24 protein-coding genes and 1 pseudogene are annotated in these 22,896 nt (G+C 64.6%); 17 read left to right on the forward strand and 8 right to left on the reverse strand.

Features of this window, described 5'->3' with window-relative positions; genetic code table 11:
• Positions 1 to 117: 117 nt before the first annotated feature.
• Positions 118 to 2,526: a heavy metal translocating P-type ATPase gene (locus BM190_RS06280; RefSeq protein WP_092252822.1), complete on the reverse strand. Its 2,409-nt coding sequence runs from the start codon at positions 2,524 to 2,526 to the stop codon at positions 118 to 120.
• Between the two features lie 48 nt (positions 2,527 to 2,574).
• Between BM190_RS06280 and BM190_RS06285 the strand changes: the two genes are divergently transcribed.
• The 9 genes from BM190_RS06285 to BM190_RS06325 all read left to right on the forward strand — a co-directional run bounded on the left by BM190_RS06285 (position 2,575) and on the right by BM190_RS06325 (position 10,440).
• On the forward strand, positions 2,575 to 2,850 hold the full coding sequence (locus tag BM190_RS06285) for a metal-sensitive transcriptional regulator (protein WP_092253077.1): 276 nt from the start codon (positions 2,575 to 2,577) through the stop codon (positions 2,848 to 2,850).
• Positions 2,851 to 2,952: 102 nt separating this feature from the next.
• Positions 2,953 to 3,324: a hypothetical protein gene (locus tag BM190_RS06290; RefSeq protein WP_092252825.1), complete on the forward strand. Its 372-nt coding sequence runs from the start codon at positions 2,953 to 2,955 to the stop codon at positions 3,322 to 3,324.
• A 99-nt stretch (positions 3,325 to 3,423) separates the two neighbouring features.
• Positions 3,424 to 3,816: a FixH family protein gene (locus tag BM190_RS06295; protein WP_092252827.1), complete on the forward strand. Its 393-nt coding sequence runs from the start codon at positions 3,424 to 3,426 to the stop codon at positions 3,814 to 3,816.
• 82 nt (positions 3,817 to 3,898) lie between these two features.
• Positions 3,899 to 5,326, forward strand: a complete 1,428-nt coding sequence (locus BM190_RS06300) for an efflux RND transporter periplasmic adaptor subunit (RefSeq protein ID WP_092253079.1) — start codon at positions 3,899 to 3,901, stop codon at positions 5,324 to 5,326.
• On the forward strand, positions 5,323 to 8,511 hold the full coding sequence (locus BM190_RS06305; RefSeq protein WP_092252829.1) for an efflux RND transporter permease subunit: 3,189 nt from the start codon (positions 5,323 to 5,325) through the stop codon (positions 8,509 to 8,511). Before BM190_RS06300 ends, BM190_RS06305 begins: the two co-directional genes overlap by 4 nt.
• A gap of 18 nt (positions 8,512 to 8,529) precedes the next feature.
• Entirely contained in the window at positions 8,530 to 9,063 is a 534-nt protein-coding gene (locus BM190_RS06310) for a hypothetical protein (RefSeq protein WP_092253081.1), read from the forward strand.
• 10 nt (positions 9,064 to 9,073) lie between these two features.
• On the forward strand, positions 9,074 to 9,544 hold the full coding sequence (locus BM190_RS06315; RefSeq protein WP_244550603.1) for a cupredoxin domain-containing protein: 471 nt from the start codon (positions 9,074 to 9,076) through the stop codon (positions 9,542 to 9,544).
• Positions 9,545 to 9,557: 13 nt separating this feature from the next.
• A complete protein-coding gene (locus BM190_RS06320) occupies positions 9,558 to 10,034 on the forward strand; it encodes a DUF411 domain-containing protein (RefSeq protein WP_092252832.1) in 477 nt (158 codons plus the stop codon).
• 76 nt (positions 10,035 to 10,110) lie between these two features.
• Positions 10,111 to 10,440: a DUF305 domain-containing protein gene (locus BM190_RS06325; RefSeq protein WP_092252834.1), complete on the forward strand. Its 330-nt coding sequence runs from the start codon at positions 10,111 to 10,113 to the stop codon at positions 10,438 to 10,440.
• A gap of 90 nt (positions 10,441 to 10,530) precedes the next feature.
• Here BM190_RS06325 and BM190_RS06330 read toward each other — a convergent pair whose 3' ends face one another.
• A complete protein-coding gene (locus BM190_RS06330; protein ID WP_092252836.1) occupies positions 10,531 to 10,776 on the reverse strand; it encodes a hypothetical protein in 246 nt (81 codons plus the stop codon).
• Positions 10,777 to 10,842: 66 nt separating this feature from the next.
• Positions 10,843 to 11,256, reverse strand: coding sequence for a hypothetical protein (locus BM190_RS06335; protein WP_143109018.1), 414 nt, complete (start codon positions 11,254 to 11,256; stop codon positions 10,843 to 10,845).
• Between the two features lie 199 nt (positions 11,257 to 11,455).
• Here BM190_RS06335 and BM190_RS06340 point away from each other — a divergent pair, with 199 nt between their 5' ends.
• Entirely contained in the window at positions 11,456 to 12,103 is a 648-nt protein-coding gene (locus tag BM190_RS06340) for a Spy/CpxP family protein refolding chaperone (RefSeq protein WP_092252840.1), read from the forward strand.
• 38 nt (positions 12,104 to 12,141) lie between these two features.
• On the opposite strand, the gene BM190_RS41860 is transcribed toward BM190_RS06340, so the two are convergent.
• Entirely contained in the window at positions 12,142 to 12,339 is a 198-nt protein-coding gene (locus BM190_RS41860; RefSeq protein WP_502686981.1) for a DUF305 domain-containing protein, read from the reverse strand.
• Positions 12,336 to 12,632: a hypothetical protein gene (locus tag BM190_RS41865; protein WP_502686982.1), complete on the reverse strand. Its 297-nt coding sequence runs from the start codon at positions 12,630 to 12,632 to the stop codon at positions 12,336 to 12,338. Before BM190_RS41865 ends, BM190_RS41860 begins: the two co-directional genes overlap by 4 nt.
• Positions 12,633 to 12,769: 137 nt before the next feature.
• On the opposite strand from BM190_RS41865, the gene BM190_RS06350 reads away from it, so the two are divergent.
• The 6 genes from BM190_RS06350 to BM190_RS06375 are packed head-to-tail and all read left to right on the forward strand — an operon-like array spanning position 12,770 to position 18,546.
• Complete coding sequence (locus tag BM190_RS06350; RefSeq protein WP_177236932.1) at positions 12,770 to 13,024, forward strand: DUF2933 domain-containing protein; 255 nt, start codon at positions 12,770 to 12,772, stop codon at positions 13,022 to 13,024.
• On the forward strand, positions 13,024 to 13,701 hold the full coding sequence (locus BM190_RS06355) for a methyltransferase family protein (protein WP_177236933.1): 678 nt from the start codon (positions 13,024 to 13,026) through the stop codon (positions 13,699 to 13,701). The genes BM190_RS06350 and BM190_RS06355 overlap by 1 nt, the downstream gene beginning before the upstream one ends.
• Positions 13,702 to 13,716: 15 nt before the next feature.
• Positions 13,717 to 14,172, forward strand: coding sequence for a hypothetical protein (locus tag BM190_RS06360; RefSeq protein ID WP_092252844.1), 456 nt, complete (start codon positions 13,717 to 13,719; stop codon positions 14,170 to 14,172).
• Between the two features lie 58 nt (positions 14,173 to 14,230).
• A complete protein-coding gene (locus BM190_RS06365; RefSeq protein WP_092252846.1) occupies positions 14,231 to 14,938 on the forward strand; it encodes an ABC transporter ATP-binding protein in 708 nt (235 codons plus the stop codon).
• A 3-nt stretch (positions 14,939 to 14,941) separates the two neighbouring features.
• On the forward strand, positions 14,942 to 17,305 hold the full coding sequence (locus tag BM190_RS06370) for an ABC transporter permease (protein WP_092252848.1): 2,364 nt from the start codon (positions 14,942 to 14,944) through the stop codon (positions 17,303 to 17,305).
• 2 nt (positions 17,306 to 17,307) lie between these two features.
• On the forward strand, positions 17,308 to 18,546 hold the full coding sequence (locus tag BM190_RS06375) for an efflux RND transporter periplasmic adaptor subunit (protein WP_092252850.1): 1,239 nt from the start codon (positions 17,308 to 17,310) through the stop codon (positions 18,544 to 18,546).
• A 72-nt stretch (positions 18,547 to 18,618) separates the two neighbouring features.
• On the opposite strand, the gene BM190_RS06380 is transcribed toward BM190_RS06375, so the two are convergent.
• Together BM190_RS06380 and BM190_RS06385 are read right to left on the reverse strand one after the other, a co-directional pair.
• Positions 18,619 to 19,335 (reverse strand): SOS response-associated peptidase, encoded by a 717-nt coding sequence (locus BM190_RS06380; protein WP_092252852.1) that lies wholly within the window; start codon positions 19,333 to 19,335, stop codon positions 18,619 to 18,621.
• Positions 19,328 to 19,789: a hypothetical protein gene (locus BM190_RS06385; protein WP_092252854.1), complete on the reverse strand. Its 462-nt coding sequence runs from the start codon at positions 19,787 to 19,789 to the stop codon at positions 19,328 to 19,330. Before BM190_RS06385 ends, BM190_RS06380 begins: the two co-directional genes overlap by 8 nt.
• 569 nt (positions 19,790 to 20,358) lie before the next feature.
• Between BM190_RS06385 and ku the strand changes: the two are divergent.
• A pseudogene (ku, locus tag BM190_RS06395) lies at positions 20,359 to 21,276 on the forward strand (non-homologous end joining protein Ku).
• 196 nt (positions 21,277 to 21,472) lie between these two features.
• Here the strand turns inward: ku and BM190_RS06400 are convergent.
• Positions 21,473 to 22,660: a tyrosine-type recombinase/integrase gene (locus BM190_RS06400; protein ID WP_092252858.1), complete on the reverse strand. Its 1,188-nt coding sequence runs from the start codon at positions 22,658 to 22,660 to the stop codon at positions 21,473 to 21,475.
• Positions 22,661 to 22,896: the final 236 nt, after the last annotated feature.

Genomic DNA, 22,896 nt, shown 5'->3' on the forward strand with positions numbered 1-22,896 from the left:
CTTCTAGCCAATCCCGACTTGAAGTTCAACGCCCAATCCGAGGTGGCGTCGCGGACCTTTAAGAGTTCCCATGTCTTAAGTTTTCCTGACGGTTCCGAGATGCAGGTCTCTCTGCGATCAAACCCGCGCACTCCGCAGCCGCAGCGCGTTGCCGACCACGCTCACCGAAGAGAGGGCCATCGCCGCGGCCGCCACGATCGGCGACAACAGAAGGCCGAAGGTCGGATAGAGCACGCCGGCCGCGATCGGAATTCCAGCCGCGTTGTAGGCGAACGCGAAAAACAGGTTCTGTCGAATATTACTCATGGTCGCCCGCGACAGCCGCCGCGCCCGAACGATGCCAGTGAGGTCGCCCTTGAGCAGGGTGACGCCGGCGCTCTCCATCGCAACGTCCGTGCCGGTCCCCATCGCGATGCCGACCTCGGCCGCCGCCAGCGCCGGCGCATCGTTCACGCCATCGCCCGCCATCGCGACGTTCCGGCCTTCCTTCTGCAACTTGGCGACCACCGCGCTCTTTTGATCCGGCAGCACTTCCGCTTCCACGTCGGCGATGCCCAGCCTACGCGCGACCGCCTGAGCCGTGGTCCGGTTGTCTCCGGTGAGCATGATCACCTTGACGCCGTCCGCCGCGAGGTCCCGCAGCGCCTCGGGCGTGGAGCCCTTCACGGGATCGGCGATGGCGATGATGCCCGCGAGCTTGCCATTCACGGCCATGTTGATGACGGTGGCGCCTTCGCCGCGCTGCCGCTCCGCCTCTGCCTCCATTGCAGAAGTTTCCACTCCCTGCGAACGCATGAAGGCGGCGTTGCCGAGCAGGACTCTCTTGCCCTCGACGATTCCGAGCGCGCCCTTGCCCACCGGCGAGTCGAAGTCCTGCACATCGGTCGTCTGGATGCCCCGATCCTTGGCCTCGTTGACGATCGCATCTGCAAGCGGATGTTCGCTGGCGCGTTCGACGCTGGCGGCGAGCCGCAGCACCTCGGCTTCCGTGTACTCCTCTGCGGGCTTGACGGCTACGACCTTGGGCTTTCCTTCGGTTAGCGTGCCCGTCTTGTCGACGACCAGCGTGTCGATGCGCTCCATGCGCTCGAGCGCTTCGGCATTCTTGATGAGCACGCCGGCCTGGGCGCCGCGCCCGACACCGACCATGATCGACATCGGGGTGGCGAGTCCCAAGGCGCAGGGACACGCGATGATGAGGACGCTGACGGCGGCGACGAGGCCGAAGGCCAGACGCGGCTCCGGACCGTAGACCGCCCACGCGGCGAACGCAGCAATTGCGATCACGATTACGGCGGGCACGAACCAGCCGGCCACCTGATCGGCCAGGCGCTGGATCGGCGCGCGGGAGCGCTGCGCCTGCGCGACCATATGCACGATCTGGGACAGCATGGTGTCGCTGCCGACCTTCTCGGCGCGCATGATGAAGCCGCCGGAGCGATTGAGCGTGCCCGCGATGACCTTGCCGCCGACGTCCTTGCTGACGGGCATGGATTCGCCGGTCACCATCGACTCGTCGAGCGAGGACCGCCCCTCGACGATCTCGCCGTCGACCGGCACCTTCTCGCCGGGGCGAACACGAAGCCGGTCGCCGACCTCCAGGGCAGAGATCTCGACTTCTTCGTCGGTGCCGTCGGCCCGGATGCGGCGCGCCGTCTTCGGCGCGAGGTCGAGGAGTGCCTTGATCGCGCCGGAGGTCGCTTCTCGGGCCCGGAGCTCAAGCACCTGTCCGAGGAGGACCAGAACGGTGATCACCGCGGCCGCCTCGAAGTAGACGGCGACGGCGCCGTCGTGACCTCGGAACGTGGCCGGAAAGATGCCAGGCGCGACGGTGGCGACGATGCTGTAGACCCAGGCGACCCCGGTGCCCATCGCGATCAGGGTGAACATGTTCAGATTGCGCGTCAGGACCGATTGCCAGCCGCGGACGAAGAACGGCCATCCCGCCCAGATCACGACGGGCGTCGCGAGGACCAACTGGATCCAGTTCGAAAGCGTCTGGTCGATCCAACCGTGGCCGCCGATGAGGTGACCGCCCATTTCGAGGATCACGACCGGAACGGAAAGCGCGAGACCCACCCAGAACCGGCGGGACATATCGACCAGCTCGGGGTTCGGACCAGTGTCCGCGCTCGCGACTTCCGGTTCGAGCGCCATGCCGCAGATGGGGCAATTGCCCGGCCCGACCTGGCGGATCTGCGGATGCATCGGACAGGTGTAGATGGTGCCTTCCGGCAGTTTGGCGGGCGGCGCCTGCTGCGCCTTTCCATGGACGTACTTGGCGGGGTCAGCCTCGAATTTGGTGCGGCAGCGCTCCGAGCAGAAATAGTAGGTCTGGTCGCCGTGCTCGACCTTCTGGCGAGCGGTCGCCTGGTCGACCTTCATCCCGCAGACCGGATCCACTGCAGTCCCTGCAGCATTATCGTGATGGTGAGCGTGTGCCGCATGGTCATGGGCCGCCGGATGCGAATGCCCGCAGCAGCTTCCGCGCGCCTCTCCGGATTTCTGGCTGTGCTGCGCGTCCATTTGAGACTCCATCTTGCGGAAAGTACCCTGGGGGGGTATATTAGGAGCATGAGAAACGATATCAAGGCTTCCTGTCAGAAACGCCTGAACCGCATCGAAGGCCAGGTTCGCGGGCTCGCGAAGATGGTCGACGAGGACCGGTACTGCATCGATATCGTCACGCAGATCTCGGCGGTCCGTTCCGCGCTTCGGCGGGTGGAAGAAGAAATCCTTAAGGATCACGTGGCCCATTGCGTGGAACACGCGATCCATAGCGGCGACAAGGTCGACCAGCGTCGGAAGATCGCGGAACTGATGGACGTCGTGGGTCGGGTGGATAGGTAACCATAGCGTAGCCACGGATGCTTGAGCCGGATCAAAGACTGCGCCGAGCCCCGGAATATGTTACTCAAGCCGCGCTGCGGCCCGAGAGGTAAATCAATCACTATGCGGTTCGTCCGTACCATCCTGGCATTTGCTATCGCCGCCTCGCTGGCGATGCTGCCGCTTGGTGCGTCGGCCGCCGTCGGTCACGCGATGCCGTCGGACGACATGCAGATCGTCATGCACATGGCCGATCACGGCGACATGTCGATGGACGATTGCTGTCCGGACGACATGAAGGGATCGACCTCGCACAAGGATGGCTACAAGTGCGGGATGGGGCTCTGCTGCATCGGCGGAGCTCTCGCACTCAGCGACGTCCACCCCCTCGCGCTGCGGCTGTTATCCGTCGCAACGAGCAAGATCCTCATCCCCGCCGACCAGGTCCTCTCCTACCGCACCGGTAGTCCGCCCTTCCGACCTCCTCGAAGCTGATCTCGCAAAACCCGGCGCGCGCGCACGCTTGCTCGCGCAGACGACTGACGTGCGCGCTCCATGCGCCACGGCGAAAGATCAGATCATGAGGACAGGACAATGCTTTCCAATTTCACGACCGCGGCTGTCGCCGCCACCCTTTCGCTTGCCGCTTCGGCCGCCATGGCGGGCGCCGGCGACTACGCCTTCGAGCCCGTCAATCCGGAGATGAAGAAGGGCGACGACGTCACGCTCGCCGTCCGCTTGACCAACAAGCAGACCGGCAAGCCGGTGGCGGACGCGGTGATCTTCAAGACCCGCGTCGACATGGCTCCCGACGGCATGGCCGAGATGGAATCCGCGGTCGCGCCGCTGCCCTCGAAAGAGCCCGGCGTCTACGCCTTCAAGACGGACCTGCCGATGGCCGGCCGCTACCAGGTGACGCTCTCCGCCAAGGTGCAGGGCGAGGCCGAGACCGTCACCGGCAAGGTGATCGTCAAGGCGACGAAGTGAGCCTGCGGGCGCCGCCAGACGGCGCCCGCACTCCTCTTTCCCATTCACATGGATGCGCGCCCCGGGCGCGCGGGATCACGCCATGAACACGCAGCGTCTTCTGACGGCACTCGCACTGACGGCCGGCCTTGCCGTGGGCGGCCACTGGTACTGGGCCGGCGAACACTCGTCCGTGCACGCCGAGGCGATCGCGGCGGCACCGGCCTCGGCCCGAACTCCGCTTTACTATCGCGATCCGGAAGGGGTGCCGCGCTGGTCGGCCGGTCCGAAGAAGGACGACCGCGGGCGGGACTACCTGCCGGTCTATGACGACGATCAGGCCGCAGCCGCCCTGGCGAAGCCGAAGCAGCAGGCGGATGCGTCGCGCAAGATCCTGTACTACCGCAATCCCATGGGCCTGCCCGACACCTCGCCGGTGCCGAAAAAGGACCCGATGGGCATGAACTACGTCCCCGTCTACGAAGGCGACGAGGTCGATGACGGCACCGTGAAGCTGTCGCCGGGCAAGATCCAGCGGACCGGCGTGAAATCCGAACCCGTCGAGCGGCGCCCGATCCGGGTCTCCGTGAAGGCGCCGGGGACGATCCAACTCAACGAGCGCCGCGTGTCAGTGATCGTCATGCGCGCCGAGAGTTTCGTGCAGAAGGTCGCCGACGTCACCACCGGCACGCGCGTCAAGGCCGGCCAACCGCTGATGCAGATCTACAGTTCGGCAGTGGCGTCCGCCGCCGCGGAGTATCTCTCGACGATCACCTCCAGAACCACGGGCGGGATCGAGGCCTACGGCCGGGGCTCACGGCAGCGACTGATCAATCTCGACGTGCCCGAACAGGTCATTGCCGAGATGGAGAAGTCCCACGTCGCCCCCGTGACCGTGCAGTGGTCCGCGCCGCGCGACGGCATCGTGCTCGAGCGCAACGCGATCGAGGGCATGCGCGCCAATCCCGGCGACGTGCTGTTCCGGGTCGCCGACATCTCGCTGGTCTGGGCCCTGGTCGATGTGGCCGAAAGGGACCTGGGCGGCATCGCGGTGGGTCAACCCGTCACGATCCGCGCGCGCAGTTTCCCGGGCCGAACCTTCTCCGGGAAGATCGCGGTTGTCTATCCCCAGGTGAACCGGGAAACTAGGACCGCCCGCGTCCGGATCGAGCTCGCCAATCCGGACTTCGCCCTTCTTCCGGACATGTACGTCGATGCCGACATCGGCACCGACGACTCGGCGCCCGTGCTGGCGGTGCCGGATAGCTCAGTGCTTGACACCGGCAGCCGCCAGGCCGTCCTCGTCGACAAGGGCCAGGGTCGCTTCGAACCGCGCGAAGTGAAGCTGGGCCAGCGCGGCGGCGGCTACATCGAGGTGCGGGATGGCCTGGCCGACGGCGAGGCGGTGGTCACCTCGGCCAACTTCCTGATCGACGCGGAAAGCAATCTGAAGGCGGCGCTGAAGGGCTTTGCCGAGACCGCGCCCCAAGCCTCCGACGCACCTGCCCACGCGATGGGAGAGCACAAATGATCGCCCGCATCATCGCCTGGTCGGCCCGCAACCTGCTTCTGGTGCTGTTCGGCACCGGCTTCGCTGCTGCCGCCGGCCTCTACGCGCTGATCCACCTTCCGCTGGACGCGATCCCGGACCTCTCGGACACGCAGGTCATCGTCTACACCGAGTATCCCGGCCAGGCGCCGCAGGTGATCGAGGATCAGGTCACCTATCCGCTGACGACCGCGATGCTGACGGTGCCAAAATCGAAGGTGGTGCGCGGCTTCTCGTTCTTCGGCGTGTCGTTCGTCTACGTGATCTTCGAGGACGGCACCGACATCTATTGGGCGCGCTCGCGCGTCATGGAATTTCTGAACAGCGCCGCGTCAAGGCTGCCAGCGGGCGTGACCCCGACCATCGGTCCCGATGCGACGGGGGTCGGTTGGGTCTACCAGTACGCGGTCGTGTCCAAAGAATTGAACCTGGCGGACACCCGCACGATCCAGGACTGGAATCTGAAGTTCGCGCTGGCCAAGGCCGAAGGCGTCGCCGAGGTCGCCAGCATCGGCGGCTTCGTCAAGCAGTACAACGTGGTGCTCGATCCGCAGCGGATGCGCGACCGCGGCATCAGCATGCAGAAGATCCGGGAAGCCATCCGCGCCAGCAACGCCGACGTCGGCGGGCGCACCGTCGAGCTCGCGGAATTCGAGTACGTCATCCGCGGCAAGGGCTACATCAAGAGCATCAACGATCTCGGCAACATCGTACTGAAGACGAGCAACGGCACCCCGGTGCTGCTGCGGGACGTTGCCAGCGTCGAGCTCGGTCCGGACGAGCGCAGGGGTATCGCCGAGCTGAACGGCGAGGGCGAGGTCGCCAGCGGCATCGTGCTGCAGCGCTTCGGGGTCAACGCCCTCGACGTCATCGAGAACGTCAAGAGGCGCTTCAAGGAGATCGCGAGCAGCCTGCCGAAATCGGTCGATATCGTGCCGGTCTACGACCGCTCCAACCTCATCTACGCGGCCATCGACACCCTCAAGCATACCCTGTTCGAGGAAAGCATCGTCGTCGCTCTCGTCTGCATCGTATTCCTGCTGCACGTCCGCAGCGCGCTCGTCGCGATCCTGATGCTCCCGGTCGGCGTGCTGATGGCGTTCGGCGCTATGAAGCTGCTGGGGTTGGGTTCGAACATCATGAGCCTCGGGGGCATCGCGATCGCGATCGGCGCCATGGTGGACGCCGCCATCGTCATGATCGAGAACGCCCACAAGCACCTCGAACGGGCGAAGCCCGATCAGTCGCGCGTGCAAGTTCTGATCGATGCGGCCTCCGAGGTCGGGCCGGCACTGTTCTTCAGCCTGCTGATCATCACCGTGTCGTTCATGCCGATCTTCACGCTGGAATCGCAGGAGGGGCGGCTGTTCAGCCCGCTGGCGTTCACCAAGACGTTCTCGATGGCCGCTGCGGCTCTGCTGTCGGTCACCCTGGTCCCGGCCCTGATGGTCATCTTCGTCCGCGGCACGATCGTTCCGGAGAACAGGAACTTCATCAACCGGTTCCTGATCTGGATCTACCGCCCGGTGATCAAGGGCGTGCTGCGGGCGAAGACGTTGGTGATCCTGGCGGCCGTGGCCGTGCTCGCCGTCACGATCTGGCCGGCGAGGCAGCTCGGCACCGAGTTCATGCCCACCCTGAACGAGGGCACGCTGCTCTACATGCCGACGACGCTGCCCGGCATCTCCGTGACGAAGGCGGCCGAACTGATGCAAATGCAGGACCGGATCATCAAGTCCTTCCCGGAAGTCGCCTCGGTCTACGGCAAGGCTGGACGGGCGGCGACCGCTACCGACCCGGCCCCGACCGAGATGTTCGAGACCATCGTCAACCTGAAGCCGAAGGAGCAGTGGCGCCCCGGCGTGACGGTCGACAGTCTCATCGCCGAGATGGACAAGGCGCTGCAGTTCCCGGGCGTCTCCAACGCCTGGACCATGCCGATCAAGGCCCGCATCGACATGCTGTCGACGGGCATCCGTACGCCCATCGGCGTCAAGGTCATGGGCACCGATCTCGTCGAGATCGACCGGTTGGCCAAGCAGATCGAGCGCGTCATCAAAGCGGTGCCGGGGACCTCGTCGGCCTATGCCGAGCGGGGCATCGGCGGGTACTATCTCGAGATCGTCCCCGACCGTGAGGCGCTCGCCCGTTACGGGATTCTGGTCCAAGACGTGCAGGACACCATCGCGGCCGCTCTCGGCGGCCAGACGGTCACCACCACCGTGGAAGGACGGCAGCGCTTCACGGTCAACATGCGCTACCCGCGCGATCTCCGGGACAATCCGAAGGCCATCGCCAGCGACATGCTGGTGCCGATGCCGGCCGGCGGCGCCGTGCCGCTTGGCGAGGTCGCCAAGGTCGAGCCTGCGCGCGGGCCGACCTCGATCCGGACCGAGAACGGTCAGCTCGCGACGTATATCTACGTCGACATCCGGGATCGCGACATCGGCAGCTACGTCGCGGACGCGCAAGCGGCGGTCAACCAAAGCATCCAGTTTCCCGCCGGCTACTACGTGGTCTGGAGCGGCCAGTACGAATACCTGCAGCGGGCCGCAGCGCGCCTGAAGATCGTGGTCCCCGTGACCCTCACCATCATCTTCCTGCTGCTGTTCCTGAACTTCCGGGCCATGACCGAGACCCTGATCGTGATGCTGTCGCTGCCGTTCGCACTGGTAGGCGGCATCTGGATGATGTGGTGGCTCGGCTTCAATCTGTCGGTCGCCGTCGCCGTCGGCTTCATCGCGCTCGCCGGCGTCGCCGCCGAGACCGGCGTCGTGATGCTGATCTACCTCGATCATGCGCTGGCCGAGATGAAGACCAGATGCAGCACGGAGGGGCGGGTCTTCACGCGCGGCGATCTCCACGACGCTATCATGGTGGGCGCGGTGGAGCGCGTCCGCCCGAAGATGATGACCGTGGTCGCGATCATGGCGGGCCTGCTGCCCATCATGTGGAGCACCGGGACCGGATCGGAGATCATGCAGCGCATCGCGGTTCCGATGATCGGCGGCATGACTTCGTCGACGCTGCTCACACTCATCGTGATCCCGGCGATCTTCGGACTGGCGAAGGAGCGGGGATTACCGCCCGGCGAACGGTCGGAGGCCGAAGAACGAGCAAGCGAAACCCAAAGTGGAACGCGCGTTGCCGCCCAGGCGGCCGAATAGAAGAGGATGGAGGTCGCCATGAAGGTCGTCGTTTTAGTTCTAGCCCTGCTGGCCCCGGCTATCGTATGGGCTCAGACGCCCTACGCCGGAATGCAATCGCGGCAGATCAAGGCGCTTTCCGACCAGCAGATCGCCGACCTGAAGGCTGGGCGAGGAATGGGGCTCGCACTAGCGGCTGAACTCAACGGCTACCCTGGGCCCTCGCACGTGTTGGAGCTTGCGAACCGGCTGGAATTGAGTCCCGATCAGCGCGGCAAGGTCCAGAACATGTTCTCCGCGATGAAATCGGAGACCACCCCGATCGGCAACCGATTGATCGAGCAGGAGACCGATCTGGACAGGCAGTTTGCCGGCAGGACGATCACTGCGGATAGTCTGGGGGCGGCGACGGCGGCGATTTCAAAGACGCAGGGCGAACTCCGCCAGGCTCATCTCAAGTACCACCTGCTCACCGCGGCGATCCTCGACCAGGCGCAGTTGGCGAAATACGCCGAACTGCGTGGGTACTCGTCCGACGCGCCGGCACAACAGCACCGTCACCACCATCGTTAGGAGACACGACTTGAAGAAAGCTATCTTGGTTGCCACCGTCGCCCTCGCTGCGGCCTCGGTGAGCGCACTTCCCGCTCTCGGTCACGACCACGGACACGGACAGCACGAATCCTACTCGGCGGGCGAGCCCGGCGATCCGGCGAAGCCGTCGCGCACCATCGAAATCGAGATGAGCGAGATGGACTACAATCCCTTCAAGATCGAGGTGAAGCGCGGCGAGCAGATCCGCTTCGTGCTGCGGAACGTGGGGACCGAGGACCACGAATTCCTTCTGGCGACGACGAAGGAGAACCTGGCGCACGCCGCCGTCATGAAGAAGCATCCGCACATGGAGCACGACGAGCCGAACGGCGTGCGCGTGGCGCCTAAGAAGACCGCCGAGATCGTGTGGAAGTTCACGAAGCCGGGGACCTTCGAATACTCCTGCCTGATCCCCAATCATCGCGAATACGGCATGACCGGCCACGTGACGGTCAAGTGAAAGGAGGCTGGCTATGACGCACTTTCAGATGACACGCCGCTCTCTCATCGGGCTACTCGCCGCAGCGGCGCTGACGGGACCTGCTGCCTCGGCTTTGGCGGAAGACCGCGCGATAACCGTGCACAAGGATCCGAACTGCGGCTGCTGCACCGGCTGGGTGCAGCACCTGCGGGAGTCCGGGTTCGATGTGCGCGTGGAGGAGGCGTCGGACCTGGACGCGATCCGGGCCCGCCTTGGAGTGCCGACGCAGCTTGCGGCCTGCCACACGGCAGAAATCGGCGGCTACGTCGTCGAAGGACACGTCCCGGCCGAAGCCGTCCGCCGCCTCCTGCTCGACAGGCCGAACGCACGGGGCATCGCAGTGCCGGGAATGCCGGTCGGATCGCCGGGCATGGAGGGAGGAAGGCCGCAGCCCTACGCGGTCGTCCTGTTCGGCCCCGAGGGTCAACGGCAGTTCATGCGTTTCGTCGGAAAGCAGGCGATCACGTAGCCGCCCGTCTGGACAGGAACTGCCGGGACACTGTGCGGTTGGGACCGTGTGAAACCGATCAGACGAGGACATCGACATGTCGACAAAACTGCTCGCCCGCGCGTTCGTCGTTGCGGCTCTCGCCACGGTTCCGCTTCAGGCTTTCGCGCAGGACGCGGCCACGGATCCCTACAAGCCGTCCATGGAGAAGATGAACGCGGACATGCAGAAGGGAATGGATCCGGACCCGACCAAGGCCTGGGTGAAGATGATGATCGCTCACCACCAGGGTGCCATCGATATGAACAAGGTCGTCCTGAAGGAGACCAAGGATCCGACGATCCGGAAGATGGCGGAAAAGGGAACGAGCGAGCAGGAGACCGAGATCAAGGAGCTACAGAGCTGGCTCTCGAAGCACGGCAGCTAGTTCAAGACCAGCGCGGCCCAGCAAGGGCCTTGCGCCGGCAACGGCCGCAGCGGCCCGACTGACGGACCGGCACAGCCGCGCCGGAAAAGGTCACTTGTCCTTGTCGCCCATGTGATGCGGATTCGATGTCGACGGACCGCCCGTGTAGTGGTGACCCCCTGAGGTCGTCGTCTTGGAGGAGCCGACCGTCTCCTTGGGACCCATATGGTGGGGGACCTCGGTCTTCGGACCGCCACTGTAGTGGTGGCCGTTCTTTTCTTTATCCGCAGTTTGCGCCATGGCAGGGAGCGCGATTAGGGCGGCCGTAACGGCGGCGAGCAGTGTCTTGGTGATCATGTCCGTTCTCCCGGTTGAGGACGGAAACATTCCATCAGAACTGGCCAGCATCGTCCTTGACGCACCTCAAACTCGCTCAACGCCATCGAGCAAAGAAGTTCGGGTTTGGCTGCCCGATGTTCTGCGCCAGGCGATGCGTTTGACCGAACCAGCTATTCCGTCGAGCAGACCCGTGAAATCGGGAAGATCGATCATGGCCAGCAGCAGGCCGGCGATCCAGAGCAAGTTGTAGTGCGTGAACATCGCAAGGAGACCCAACGTCGCGACGATCTGATATTGGATCTTTTGTCCCTTCTGAGCGATGTGCTCCGGCAAATGATGCAGCCGCAACATCAGAACGCCGAACATGAAGACGAACGCCACAAGGAATGCTGCCATCCCGATCAGCAGTACGTCGGTCTCCCCAGGACCCGCGGCGAACCACCAGGGGAGGTGAGCGATGGAAGTCGAATGGGTGTCAGCCATATTGACCTGTTGCAAGACCCGGCGAGTCCTTAAACCTTCGATTTAGGCGGTCGCCAGTTTCGAAGCTCTGCCCCGCTACGTAGTTGATCTGGATCAACCTTCATCGATGGAAGCGCCGAGTCGCGGCCCTCCGGACGTATTGACGCGCATCAAGCCGCCTGCCGCAAGAGCGAGTCATTCTACTCCGAGCAATCACAGCGCCTGGGAGCTTGTCATGCGCGCACTCACATTCGCCGCACTTCTCGTCACGACGCTCGGGTATTCTGCCTGGGCACAGTCGCCGTCCGAACATGAGGGCCATCATCCGGATCAGAAGGAAGCCCCCGCGGGAAAGCCGGCCGCTCCCACCGAGATGCCCCGCGGTGCCAGCCCCTCGCAAGGCATGATGGGCGGCAACATGCAGATGCCCGACATGATGCGGATGATGGGCATGATGCGCCAGTCTGGCGATGGGATGGAGACGATCGATCGCGTGGAGGGGCGGATCGCGTTCCTCCGGACCGAGCTCAAGATCACGGACTCTCAGGCGTCTGCCTGGAACGCGTTCGCCGACGCGCTGCGGATCAATGCCAAGACGCTGGGAGAGATGCGCGATTCGATGATGATGGCGCAACAGAGCACCGGATCGCCGGACCTCGTCCAAAAGCTGACGCTCCAGGAAAAATGGCTGGCGGCACGCCTCGAAGGCACCCGTGCGATGAAGTCGGCGCTCGCCAACCTCGTCGGCAGCTTTTCCGACGAGCAGAAGAAGGCTGCTGACGAGGTGCTGGCGCCTCAGATGGGCATGATGCCGATGATGTCGGCGATGCGCGGCGGCGCTACGACGGGCATGGGAATGCCGGGCAGCAAGCCGCCCAAATAGCCTCGGTCAGCTAGGCTGACCAGGTAGCGCGGCACTCCTTATTTCGCCGGCCGGGCAGGCAGGTCCTTGGCGTCGCCGGGTGCCGGCTTGCATTCGAGATCGGCGATCAGTTGCTTCATCTCGCCGATCTCCCGGACCTGGGCCTCGATGATCCCGTCAGCGAGCTTGCGCACCCTCGGATCCTTGATGTGGGCCCGTTCGCTCGTCATGACGGCGATCGAGTGGTGCGGAATCATGGCCTCCATGTAGGAGACGTCGCCCCCGTTTCCTGGCTCCGCACCAGCCACAGCGACCCGGCGAAAGCGACGGCTGCCGCCAGCACGATCGCCACGTTCGTCCTCGAGTCCTTGTACATGCTCCACATGAAGCCGAGCATGATGACGGCCATCACGGCACCCATTAGTAGGGCCATCCAGGCGCGAGTCTGGCTGAAGAACACGTGATCGAGGGCCCACGTGTTCAGGTACATCAGTCCGTACATCACGATGGTCGAAACCGCGATCATCGCGGCGAAACGGGCATAGGACATCGCCGGCGCTCCGGTTGGTTCATCGGGGAGCAATGGAGCGCGTACGCGAAAGTTCCTGACCAGAGAGTTCCGGTTGATCTGGCTCAACAATGATGGCAACGGCGCGCCTAAGCTCCCCAAAGCACAGGAGCTTGCCGATGTCGGTACAGGATCATCCAGGGTATCAAGAGCGCCCTCCGGAGGGCATGTCCACCAAGGCCAAGGCCGGCCTCGTCCTGATCGGATTCCTGGCCATCGCCGGCGCGCTGCTGTTCACCGAGCACAGGGCCCACGTGCTCGGGTTGCTGATCTGGCTGCCGCTTCTCGCTTGCCCGCTGATGCACTTCTTCATGCACGGAGGACACGGCCACCATCACGGCGGCGCTCGTCCGAACGACTCGAGGAGCGTGTGATGCACGATACCGCGCCCGCCTACGGCCTCTGGAGCCTCGTCATCGTCAACTCGGCGGTGTTCATCCTGTTCGCCTACAGCTTCTTCAAGCCGCAGACCTCCCGCGATTGGCGCTCCTTCAGCGCCTTCAGCGCGTTCCTGGTGGCGCTGTTCGTCGAGATGTACGGCTTCCCGCTCACCATCTACTTCCTGTCCGGCTGGCTGCAGTCGCACTACCCGAACGTCGACTGGTTCTCGCATGATGCCGGTCACCTGCTCGAGATGATGTTCGGTTGGACGGCCAATCCACACGCCGGACCATTCCACATCCTCAGCTTCATCTTCATCGGCGCCGGGTTCATCCTGATCTCCGCCGCCTGGCGCGTTCTGTACGACGCGCAACAGACCCGAAGCCTGGCGACCACAGGCCCTTACAGCTACGTGCGCCATCCGCAGTACGTCGGCTTCATCATGGTGATGTTCGGCTTCCTGCTACAGTGGCCGACGATCCTCACGCTGGCGATGTTTCCGGTGCTGACGATCATGTACGTGAAGCTTGCGAAGGACGAGGAGCGGGACGCCAGGTCGGAGTTCGGCGAGGCCTACGCGAAGTACGCCACTGAAGTGCCGGGCTTCCTGCCGCGCCTGAGCAGAGTTTTCGGGCAGGGCTCGACCGGCAGCACGTATCGTCACGGCTGATCCGGGGCGGCGACGATGACCGACACACGCTGGCGTCCATCCTCGGTTCTCCTGGTCATATCCGGCATCCTGCTGGTAGGTGTGGGCATCTACTTCCTAGTCCTCCGGCCACCATTGCTGCCGGAGGACATCAGGTACATGAGGCTGACGCCGGCCGAATTGCAGTCGATCGGGCCTCGGCTGACATCGTGGCTCACGCACGTATTTCGGGTCATGGGCGGCTACGTGGCCGCCACCGGAGTGCTCGCGCTCGCGCTGGCGTGGACATCGTTCCGGGACCATCGGTCGGTCGCCGCGGCCGGCGCCGGAATCGCCGGCGGGCTCTCGATCGGCCTGATGGCCGCGGTCAACTTCATGATCCATTCCGATTTCAAGTGGCTGCTGCTCGCCATGGCGCTCGTCTGGGCGGCGAGCATCGCGACGTTCGTCCGTGAATCCGCCGTTGCTCCGGAGGCGCGCTCAGGACTCTGACCTACGTCAATACCGGAGCGGCGGATCCGGCCGACAATCCCTTCCCGAAAGGGCAGCCATGAGCGACACCGTGTTCACCGCGAAGGGCCTGACGAAGACCTACGTCTCGGGCGAGGTGAAGGTGCATGCCCTCAACGAGGTGGACCTCGAAATCGCCGAGAAGGAAGTGGTCGTGCTGCTCGGACCCTCCGGCAGCGGCAAGACGACGTTGCTCAACATCATGGGCGGTCTGGACCGGCCGACCAGCGGCAGGCTGTTCTTCCGCGATCTGGACCTGACGGATCTCGAGGACCGCGAGTTGACGAAGTATCGCCGCGACCACGTCGGCTTCGTCTTCCAGTTCTACAATCTGGTGCCAAGCCTCACGGCGTACGAAAACGTCGCGCTGGTCACCGAGGTCGCCAAGAACCCGATGCGGCCTGCCGACGCACTCGCACTGGTCGGCCTGGACGAACGGATGCATCACTTCCCCGCCCAGCTATCCGGCGGCGAGCAACAGCGGGTCGCCATCGCCCGCGCAATCGCGAAACGTCCGGCGGTGCTGCTCTGCGACGAGCCGACGGGCGCGCTGGATTCGAAAACCGGCATTCGCGTCATTGAGGCGCTGCTCGGCGTCAACCGGCAACTCGGCACGACAACCGTCATCATCACCCACAACGCCAGCATCCAGGAAGTCGCCGACAGGGTGCTGTTCTTCGCAGACGGCCGGATCGCCGGCGTCCGGAAGAACGAGACTCGGCGGGAAGCCGCCGAACTCGTCTGGTGAGGCATGAGCACGCTCGACATCAAGCTGTTCCGGGACGTCAGGCGGCTCTGGGCGCAGGTCCTTGCCGTCGCGCTGGTCGTCGGAGGCGGCGTCGCGACGCTAGTGCTCGCGGTCGGCTCGCATCGCTCCTTGGAGGAGACCCGGATCGCGTACTACGAACGCTACGGCTTCGGCGATGTGTTCGCCGAGGCCAAGCGGGCGCCCGAGGCGCTCGCCGACAGGATCGGCGAGATACCGGGCGTCGCAGCGGTCGACGCCCGCATCGCCAAACCGGCGTTGCTCGACATTCCCGCCTTTTCCGAGCCCGCCAGCGCCTGGTTCGTCTCGCTGCCCGATAGCGGCGAGCCGCATCTCAATCGGCTCTACGTGCGTTCCGGACGGCTTCCGGAGCCGGGCCGGACAGAGGAGGTCGTCGTCAACGAGCCGTTCGCTCGGGCTCACGGTTTCTCGGAAGGGGCGCGGTTCTCGGCCATCCTGAATGGCAAGAAGCGCGAGGTCGTCATCGTCGGCACCGCCCTGTCTCCGGAGTTCGTCTACACCGTCGGGCCCGGCGACCTGATGCCGGACGACCGCCGCTACGCGATCGTCTGGATGTCGGAGAAGGCGCTCGCCGGCGTCTACGATCTCGACGGGGCCTTCTCGGCCGTGTCGGTCAAGCTGCAGCCCGGCGCTTCGGAACGCGAGGTGATCTCGCGGCTCGATGCCTTGCTGGACCCCTATGGCGGGCAGGCGGCTCATGGCCGGAAGGACCAGACCTCGCACGCCTGGCTCGATCATGAGCTCGACATGCTCAACAACATGAGCCGCACCCTCCCGCCGATCTTCCTCTTGGTCGCTGCGTTCCTGGTCAATCTCACCCTGACCAGGCTGGTCGCGCTCGAGCGCGAGCAGGTCGGCCTCCTAAAGGCGCTGGGCTACGCCGACAGCAGCATCGTGCTGCACTACTTCAAGTTCGTGGCGCTGATCGTCGTCATCGGAGTCATTCTGGGCGGCGTCGTCGGCACGTGGCTCGGATATCGCGTCACCGCGCTGTTCGGGGATTTCTTCCACTTTCCCTTCCTGGTGTTCGCGAAGGCGCCGGATCTGTACGTCACCGCCGGCGCGCTCAGCGCGGCCGCCGCCGCAATCGGCGCGCTGCGGGCGCTTCGCGAGGTCGTAAAGCTACCGCCAGCCGTCGCGATGCAGCCACCGGCCCCTCCTGTGTACCGGCGGCTGCTCCCGGCAAGCGTCCAACTCGATCAGATCGTCTCGCGGCCCGCGCTGATGATGATCCGCAACATCGCCCGACACCCGGTCCGGGCGGCGTTCACCACGCTTGGGATGGCGCTGGCGACCGCCATCTTGGTCGTCTCGCTGTTCACGCGCGACACCATGGAGCAACTGATCGACCTGACCTACTTCCTCGCGGACCGGCAGGACGTGACCATCGGTTTCGCCGAGAAGCGGATCGAGAACGTCGTGGAACAGGTGAACCGGCTGCCGGGCGTTCTGACGGCCGAGTCGCTCCGCGAGGTGCCCGTCCGGATCCGCCATGGCAACGTCGAACGCAGGATCACGATCAGCGGCCGGCCCGCCGGTGCCGATCTGCGGCGCATCATCGACGCCGACCTCCGGCCGGTCGCGCTTCCGGAGACCGGTCTCGCCATCTCGGCCATGCTCGGTCATATCCTCGGGGTGAGGGCCGGAAATACGGTCGAGGTCGATCTGCTTGAGGGCGCCCGTCGCACGGTCAGCATGCCGATCGTGGCGACCGTCGAGGACTATTTCGGCATCAGGGGCATGATGGACATCGAGGCGCTCCGCAAGCTGATGCGCGAGGCCCCCGTCGTGAACAGCGTGAACCTCAGCCTCGACGAGAACCGCAAGGAGGACTTCTACGCGGCGGTGAAGTCCATGCCGACGGTCGGCGGCGTGGCGCTGCAGCGCGTATCGCTGGCGAATTTCCGCAAGACCGTGGCGCTCCTCGTCACTACGATGGCGAGCATCTACACCGGGCTCGCCGCCGTGATCGCGTTCGGCGTCGTCTACAACAACGCCCGGATCTCGCTCTCCGAACGCGCCCGCGAGCTGGCCAGCTTGCGCGTGCTCGGCTTCACGCGCGGCGAAGTCCTCCGGATCCTGCTGCTCGAGCTGGCGATCCTGACGCTGGTCGCGCAACCGCCAGGCTGGCTGATGGGCTACGGGCTGGCGTGGGTGATGAAGACGAACCTCGCCGGCGAACTGATGCGCGTCCGCCTCGTCGTCGAGCACTCGACCTACGTCGTCGCCACATCCGTGGTGGTGCTGGCCGCCATCGCCTCCGCGGCGGTCATCCGCCATCGCATCGACAACCTGGACCTCGTCGCGGTCCTTAAGACGCGAGACTAGCCATGCAGGCTAACTGGACCAAACGTATCATGAGCGCTGCGGCACTGGCCGCCATTGCGGGAGGGCTGGTCTGGTTCGCTTGGCCGCGGCCTGTTCTGGTGGACCTCGCGACGGTCGCGAAGGGGCCCATCGAAGTCACGGCGGACGACGACGGCAAGACCCACGTGCGCCACATCTACACGGTCTCGGCGCCAATCGCCGGAAAGGTCCTGAGGATCTCGCATCCGTTGGGCGAGCAGGGGCCATCGCTTCACGTTGGCGACGAGGTCGTCGCGAACCAGACCGTCGTCGCCCTGATGCAGCCGACGCTGCCGGGGTTCATCGACGTGCGATCGCGCGACCAGCTTCAGGCGGAGGTCCTTGCCGCGGACGCCGCCATCCAGCAGCAGGAAGCCGAGGTGCAGCGGATCGAGGCCGCGCTTGAGTTCTCGCGCACCGAATTCCAGAGAGCGGAGACGCTGCTGCGGACGCAGTCCACCTCGGCACAGGCTTTCGACAAGGCGAAATTCGAGGTGGCGACGAGCGAAGCCTCGCTGGCGAGCGCGAAGGCCCAGGTCGAGATGCGCCGCGCGGTGCGGACCAGCCTGGCCGCCCGATTGATGGACCCGGCCAACGCCGCGCCTTCTGCGGAGCCGACCTGCTGCATCCGGGTGCTCGCGCCGGCGAGCGGACGGGTGCTGGCAATCATTCAGGACAGCGAGGCGACGGTCCTACCTGGGACGCGCCTCGTCGACATCGGCAACCCGCTCGATCTGGAGGTCATAGCCGACCTGCTTTCGACCGACGCCATCCAGATCAAGGTTGGCGCCGCCGTCCGGATCGATGGCTGGGGCGGGCAACCGATTAAGGGACGGGTGGTCCGGGTGGACCCGGCTGGATTCCTGAAGGTTTCGGCCCTCGGCATCGAGGAGCAGCGGGTCCGGGTGACGATCGACTTCGCGGACCCGCCAGAGGTGTGGGCCTCGCTTGGGCACGACTACCGGGTCGTCGTCCACGTCACTACATGGAGCGCTCCGGACGCCCTGACCGTGCCGGTGAGCGCTTTATTCCGGAAAGGCGACCAGTGGGCCGTTTTTGTCGACGAGAACGGCCGCGTCAAAGCCGTCGCGGTCACCATCGGCCACCGAAACAACCGGGTGGCCGAGGTTCTCTTCGGGCTCGCTGCGGGCACCCGGGTTGTGCTGCACCCCAGCGACCGGGTCACCGATGGAGGCAGGATCGCGGCGCGGGAAGGGCGCTAGAAAATAGGCACTCACCGGCGCCGTAGCGGTTGGGACCTGAGGGTCTCGCGGATGTCGGTCATGAGGCCTCGTCTAGCCGACCTGATCTTCCTTTGCACCCCGGGCGACGATCCGGAGCGTCCCGTCCGGAAGCGGGCGCTGCAGCTTCAGGGCTTCATCGGCGGGCGCTGTCAACCAGGTCTCGACCTCGGCGGGTGTCGTCAGGATAACGGGCATCGCCTTCGGGTGGATGGCGAACACTTCGGCATTGGCCTCCGTCGTCAGGAATGCGTAGAGGTCGTTGGTAGTCTCGCCTTCCTTGACCTTTCGGACGGAGGTCCAGTTGGTCCAGATGCCGGCGAAGCAGGCGAGCGGCCGCGTCTCGTCGATTGCGAACCAGATGTCGCCGCCCTCGGCCTTGTTGAACTCGCTGAAGCTGTTGAATGGGACCACGCAGCGGTTCTCAACGCCCAGCCAACGGGTCCAATGCTTCGACTTCACGTTCCGGATGTTGGTCGTGCCGCCGTCGGGCTCCATCCGGAGCAATTCCTTGAAATCGACGATCATGTCTTTGGCTTGCAGCTTCTCGGCGCGCTTCTTCGTCGCGTCCATGATCGCCTTCGACGACGATGGCATGCCCCAGCGTGCAGTAGCGAGCTCCCGGCCGTCGGCGCCGTTCCGGACGATCGGCGCCTTGTAGTCCGGAAAGACGCCTGGCATCGGCGGGAGGTTGCCGACGTACCGGTTGACGACGCGGAACAGCTTGCTGATGGCGGCCTGGTTAGTGGTGATCGAGTAGAGGTTACACATTCAGGGGGGCTTCCGGATCCGGATGGCGGGCTCGTTGCGACAGCTGTAGCAGCGTCGCCGGCGGTCGGCGACCGGCCTTGGCGCATTTGCTGCAGCGGAGGCGGCTCACCAGGTCGTGGACGAAGGTGGTCGGCGGATGGCGCAGCGCGGCTAGGTCGACGTCCCGCTTGGTCTTGCAGCGCGAGCATTCGATTTCTAGCCATGGATAACCACCATTGATCGCCTGATCGACCGTCGGCGAGGGATCGACGGGCTCTCCATTCGCCCACATCCGCTCGTTCCAGCTTTCGCAAAGCAGCTTGTCCGCCGTCCGGATCAGTGCCTCCCCCTTGGTCCGGGCCTCGGCGGACTGCGCAGCGAGAATCGTGGTCATGGCTCGCGCGCGGCCGACCTCCTTGGCGAGCGCCTTCCGGTCGCCGCCGCTCAGCGGCGTCGGGTGGTGCTTCGGTGCCATTGCAGCATCCAGTCTCGGCCGCGCCAGCGACTACTCAAACGTGGGCCAGCAGCCGTCCTCCTCGTGGCGTCCCGTCCGCTGCGTGCAGGTGTTGTCCAGCAGTCGCTGGCCGACCGTCTTCCAAAGAGCGTCCCGCCCGTAGAGGCGAACGGCGTCGACCTTCTGGATCTCGACGGTTCTGCAACAGCGGCGACATCCTACCCTCAGAAGATGCCGGGCAATTTGGCTCAGGGGCAGCGCCGCTCCGGAGGGCCCAGGCTTGGCCTCGGCTCGCGGGTCATCCAAGAGGGCCCCCCAGTATTCCGACGGGAGGTCGTCTGCCGGTCCGAGGGGCGGCGCTGGTGCGCCTTTCGGGTCCGTGGCGGGGGGTGGTCTCAATTTTTGCATCTGCTTCATCGTGGGGAAGCGCCAGCCAGCGGCATGGGTCATTTGGCAATTAGAACATATCAAGAACGGGAGTCGAGTCCCTTCGGGAAAACTATCTGGGGGATGACTGCAGGCTCTGTCGGAACCCGGCACGTCCGTTCGTCTTCAATCCGTGACCGCACCCAACCGGAGTTCTGCGTACGATGGCCCCTCGCGCGGACTGGAAAGGTTTCCTGTGTCTGTCGCTCGTCACCTGCCCGGTGGCCCTGTATCCGGCGACATCGGAATCCGAGAAGAACAGCTTCCAGCTCAACCGGACGACGGGCCACCGCATCAAGTACCTGAAGGTCGACGCCGACACCGGCGAGGAGGTGCCGAATGAGGACATCGTCAAGGGTTACGAACTCGAGAAGGGCCAGTACATCGAGGTCTCGAAGGAGGAGCTGGCAGAGATCGCGCTGGGAGTCCACGCGGACCATCGAGATCGACGAGTTCGTGGACAGGTCTGACATCGACCCGCTACCTGATCCGCCCCTACCACCTGCGGCCCGACGGGGTCGGCCACGACGCGTTTGCGGTGATGCGCGAGACCATCCGCGAGATGGACAAGGTCGCGATCCGGCGGATGGTGCTGACCAACCGCGAGCACATCATCGCGCTCGAGGCCCGCGACAAGGGGCTAATCGGCACGCTGCCGCGCTATCCAACGAGGTCAGGAGCGAGCAGGAGTATTTCGACGAGATCGAGGAAGGTCACGAAGGACATGCTGGATCTCGCCAAGCACATCGTGAACCAGAAGGCGGGTCGCTTCGATCCGGAGAAGTTCGAGGATCACTACGAGAGCGCCCTGGTCGAGCTCATCAATCAGAAGCGGGCCGGCAAGGTCATCCGGCCCAAGGAGCGGCCTAGGGGCGAGAACGTCGTCGATCTGATGGATGCCTTGCGCAAGAGTGTGGGCGGCGCAGCGGCTGAAGCCGCGGCCCAAAAAGAAGCTCACGAAGAAGTCGAAGAAGGCGTCCGCCAGTCAGAAGGAAATGGTGCTGCCGTTCGCGGGCAAGAAACCGGCGAAGGAGGCGGCTGCGAAGAAGCCGGCATCGGGGGCTCGGCGGAAGTCGGCGTGAAGTAGGCCGCATCTCGGGAGACTATATCCAATCAGGAAGGCGGGCGGCCCCGGCCGGGCAGGGGTGCGACGAACCTGCGCCAGGTGCAGCCCTCGCGAGGCCGGCCAGGGGTGTTCGCACACCCAGTCATAGCGTTAGGGATTTTGCGCCTATGGATGAGCCGCGATCAATTACGTGCCTCCTGGCCACGGCCTCCTCAACGCCCAATTCGATTGGCGGCATCGAGCAGATCATCGAAAGTGCCCGGCATGACGTGGCGATAGGTCTTGCGGATGGTCGCCACGGAGACGCCGCAGTAGAGGCTGACCTTCTCGATATCGACGCCCTGGTCGAGATACCATGTGATCGCCGTGTGGCGCATGGTGTGGCGGATGACCTTCTCTTGCTTGTTCTCGGTCGCGAGGCCCGCCAGCTCGACCACCGTTGACCAGCCCTCCCGGACTGAGCGGACCGGCTTGCCGTTGAACTCGATAACGGCGCGCTGCGAATAGCCGAGCCTGTGCCAGCGCCGCATATGCGCCAACAGCCGGGGAGGGATGGGGACCGTCGGCTGCCTCTTGGAGGTCTCTTTCTTGTCGTCCGGCTTGCGCTTGAAGATGCCCTTATCAAGGTCGATGTAGCCGCGCCCGATGGTCGGGATGGTGGCGGCGCCGCAGATATCGCCGTTGCGGGAGCCCGTGTAGAGCGCGACCAGGATATACCTCGCGATGTGGCGTGAGGTGTGGCGGCCTTTGCTCCCCGGGAGCTTGGCTTCTTTCCTCGCCCGCCACGCGGCCCATAACAGCTTGGCTGCCTCCGATCGCGTCAGCCACCGGATGCGGGACTCGGGAGCCTCCGGCAGCACAGGGCTGAACTGGGTGACCACGCCGCCGACCTTGTGCTTGAAGTACCGGTTGATCGCAGCGGCAAGAAACTTCAGGTCTCGATAGGCCGCAACGGGAGCGTGCTCGCCTGTATCGACGTTGGTTCGCACACCTTCGACCATCTTGATAACGTGGCGCGTCCGCTCTGCCGCGTAGCGCTCCTGTAATTCGCCGTTCAGGTCGCCGACTACACGATCGCCGAACCAGTTTCCCATGTTCTGGCAGACCGCAATCAGTTCCTTCTTTCGGTGGTTGTCCAGGTTCGGCTTGGCCGCGATCCGAGTCATTTCGACGGCCAAGATGTCGGCTATCTTGACCTCATTTGGACTACCTGACCTGATCGCCCTGGCCGGGTCGTGCTTGGCGAGGATGTATTCCGCAAGTCTTGCCTCAGCCTGCTCGCGGTCGCATTCATCGCATCGAGTGCTGATGTTTTTTGCCCCGTCCCGGATGATCCACTTTGGGGTACGACCTTCTCCGGTTTGGAGTTCAAGTCGGGGGCCTTTGCTACGACGCGGCATGATGCGCGAAACTCCTCAATTGCGTTCAACGTGACGAAGTATTTTCCGGCAAAAAACTCATGGGTGACCTTGCCTGAGACAACGAGTCTCCTCAACGCCGAGACTGACATCGATCCATCAGGAAAAGCGAGTCGCGCGGCTACGTCCAGCCGGAGGGGGGTAGTCGCGGTGATGATACCGACATCAGAGTTTATGGTCATTGCGTTAGCCAACATGGGGGCGGGGTACCGAACTAT

Source organism: Bradyrhizobium sp. Rc3b, assembly GCF_900114915.1.
Lineage (GTDB): Bacteria > Pseudomonadota > Alphaproteobacteria > Rhizobiales > Xanthobacteraceae > Bradyrhizobium.

Bases quoted from the DNA above. Each gene is read 5' to 3' on its own strand.
- BM190_RS06400 (WP_092252858.1), bottom strand. From the start codon at position 22,660: ATGCCGCGTCGTAGCAAAGGCCCCCGACTTGAACTCCAAACCGGAGAA.
- BM190_RS41860 (WP_502686981.1), bottom strand. From the start codon at position 12,339: ATGATTCCGCACCACTCGATCGCCGTCATGACGAGCGAACGGGCCCAC.
- BM190_RS06320 (WP_092252832.1), top strand. From the start codon at position 9,558: ATGACGCACTTTCAGATGACACGCCGCTCTCTCATCGGGCTACTCGCC.
- BM190_RS06385 (WP_092252854.1), bottom strand. From the start codon at position 19,789: ATGGCACCGAAGCACCACCCGACGCCGCTGAGCGGCGGCGACCGGAAG.
- BM190_RS06365 (WP_092252846.1), top strand. From the start codon at position 14,231: ATGAGCGACACCGTGTTCACCGCGAAGGGCCTGACGAAGACCTACGTC.
- BM190_RS06330 (WP_092252836.1), bottom strand. From the start codon at position 10,776: ATGATCACCAAGACACTGCTCGCCGCCGTTACGGCCGCCCTAATCGCG.
- BM190_RS06355 (WP_177236933.1), top strand. From the start codon at position 13,024: ATGCACGATACCGCGCCCGCCTACGGCCTCTGGAGCCTCGTCATCGTC.
- BM190_RS06280 (WP_092252822.1), bottom strand. From the start codon at position 2,526: ATGGACGCGCAGCACAGCCAGAAATCCGGAGAGGCGCGCGGAAGCTGC.
- BM190_RS06350 (WP_177236932.1), top strand. From the start codon at position 12,770: ATGTCGGTACAGGATCATCCAGGGTATCAAGAGCGCCCTCCGGAGGGC.
- BM190_RS06295 (WP_092252827.1), top strand. From the start codon at position 3,424: ATGCTTTCCAATTTCACGACCGCGGCTGTCGCCGCCACCCTTTCGCTT.
- BM190_RS06340 (WP_092252840.1), top strand. From the start codon at position 11,456: ATGCGCGCACTCACATTCGCCGCACTTCTCGTCACGACGCTCGGGTAT.
- BM190_RS06300 (WP_092253079.1), top strand. From the start codon at position 3,899: ATGAACACGCAGCGTCTTCTGACGGCACTCGCACTGACGGCCGGCCTT.
- BM190_RS06375 (WP_092252850.1), top strand. From the start codon at position 17,308: ATGCAGGCTAACTGGACCAAACGTATCATGAGCGCTGCGGCACTGGCC.
- BM190_RS41865 (WP_502686982.1), bottom strand. From the start codon at position 12,632: ATGTCCTATGCCCGTTTCGCCGCGATGATCGCGGTTTCGACCATCGTG.
- BM190_RS06285 (WP_092253077.1), top strand. From the start codon at position 2,575: ATGAGAAACGATATCAAGGCTTCCTGTCAGAAACGCCTGAACCGCATC.
- BM190_RS06310 (WP_092253081.1), top strand. From the start codon at position 8,530: ATGAAGGTCGTCGTTTTAGTTCTAGCCCTGCTGGCCCCGGCTATCGTA.
- BM190_RS06360 (WP_092252844.1), top strand. From the start codon at position 13,717: ATGACCGACACACGCTGGCGTCCATCCTCGGTTCTCCTGGTCATATCC.
- BM190_RS06370 (WP_092252848.1), top strand. From the start codon at position 14,942: ATGAGCACGCTCGACATCAAGCTGTTCCGGGACGTCAGGCGGCTCTGG.
- BM190_RS06290 (WP_092252825.1), top strand. From the start codon at position 2,953: ATGCGGTTCGTCCGTACCATCCTGGCATTTGCTATCGCCGCCTCGCTG.
- BM190_RS06305 (WP_092252829.1), top strand. From the start codon at position 5,323: ATGATCGCCCGCATCATCGCCTGGTCGGCCCGCAACCTGCTTCTGGTG.
- BM190_RS06380 (WP_092252852.1), bottom strand. From the start codon at position 19,335: ATGTGTAACCTCTACTCGATCACCACTAACCAGGCCGCCATCAGCAAG.
- BM190_RS06325 (WP_092252834.1), top strand. From the start codon at position 10,111: ATGTCGACAAAACTGCTCGCCCGCGCGTTCGTCGTTGCGGCTCTCGCC.